The sequence below is a fragment of the Micromonospora sp. M51 genome, from assembly GCF_018070305.1.
Lineage (GTDB): Bacteria > Actinomycetota > Actinomycetes > Mycobacteriales > Micromonosporaceae > Micromonospora > Micromonospora parva.
The window spans coordinates 1-1,354 of sequence record NZ_JAGPXZ010001125.1; the positions used below are offsets into that span (position 1 = coordinate 1).

Consider the following 1,354-nt stretch of genomic DNA (forward strand, 5'->3'; position numbering starts at 1 on the left):
GGATGCGCAGCGGGCCATCATCGGGGGCCGCCGCCAGCAACGCCGCGAAACCGGCCAGGAACGGCACGTAGACGGCGATCAGGGTGGCCGCGGTGAGATCCCGCTGGAAGCCCGCCGGCCCGTCACCCAACCGCCAGATCATGGTGCCCAGCACCGTGACCAGCAGCCCCAGGCTGAGCGCGTCCGGGCCGGCGAACCAGGCCAGCCCCACCGTCAACACGCCACCGGCGATCAGCGGCACCAGCGGCGGGTGCGCGCCGCTGCGCCGGACCGCCCGGGCCATCTCCCAGATGCCGACCGCGACCGCGGCGGCGATCACCGGCAGGAACGCCAACGGGTAGACGACCAGCGGCACCACGATCAGCGCGCCGAGGCCGAGCCCCACCCCGATCGCCGCGGGAAGGTTGCGCCCGGCGCGCCCGGTGCCCACCTGCTGGGTGGCCGGTCGGTCGAGGCTGGCCCGACGTCGCCCCTTCGGCCGTCGACCGGTCGTCGGCGCCTCGTCCGGCACCACCTCGGCCCGGACGGGCTCGAGCAGCTCGGTCGGGTACCCCGGGTCGTCGACACCGGCGGGAGGGCCGTCGACAGGGCCCGGCTCGTCGAAGCGCCCACGGTCCGGGCCGTCGTACCGGGGCGGCCCGTCGCCAGCGGCGGGGAGACGATCGAGGTACCGGTCGCCACGACCCCGGTCGTCGTACCGGTCGGGCTGGTTCCGGTCGTCGAACCGAACATGCCGGTCGCGGTCGTCGAAGCGGTCGTCCGGACGGACCGGGCGGCCACGCTCGTCGTACGGGTCAGCGGGGCGCGGGTCGGCGTACGGCCGGGCGTGCGGCTCGGCGTACAGCTCGGGGCCGGCGGCCGGACGGCGGCTCCACTGGCCGGCCTCCAGCTCCTGGTCCGGCCACGGCAGCGCCACCGGGCGCTCCGGCCGGTCCCAGCCGCGAGGCTCACTGCCGTAGGGGTCGGGGTGGGACATCACGCACCGCGACGCGGCACGAGAACCACCACATGACGCAAGACCACAAGCATCCCCTACACGTGCGATGTTCCTCCGATTGACCGCCCCGACGGTCGGTCGATCCCCGGTGTTCACCACCCGGTGGCCGGGAATCCTGCCGAGCCTACTGCACACACCGGACCGGCACGGCGGACGAGGCACGCCGACCGACCCCATCCCTCGCCGCCGGGCCGTGCCCGGCGACGCACACCCGTCCGGTACGACAGGCCACAGGCGATCCGCAGCCGTCGATCCGACTCGTTCGGTGCTCGATCGACTACTGAGCCGTCACCGCGGGCGTGGTCCGCTGGTGGGGCGCCGACACCCGTCGGCGCGTCCGCACGGGGGAAGGGCACT

At 74.9% G+C, this 1,354-nt stretch carries 1 protein-coding gene; it reads right to left on the reverse strand.

Going from position 1 to position 1,354, the window contains the following annotated elements:
• On the reverse strand, positions 1-976 hold a 976-nt coding region (locus tag KBX53_RS33000), incomplete at its 3' end, for a phosphatidate cytidylyltransferase (protein WP_369010023.1).
• Between the last annotated feature and the right edge of the window lie 378 nt (positions 977-1,354).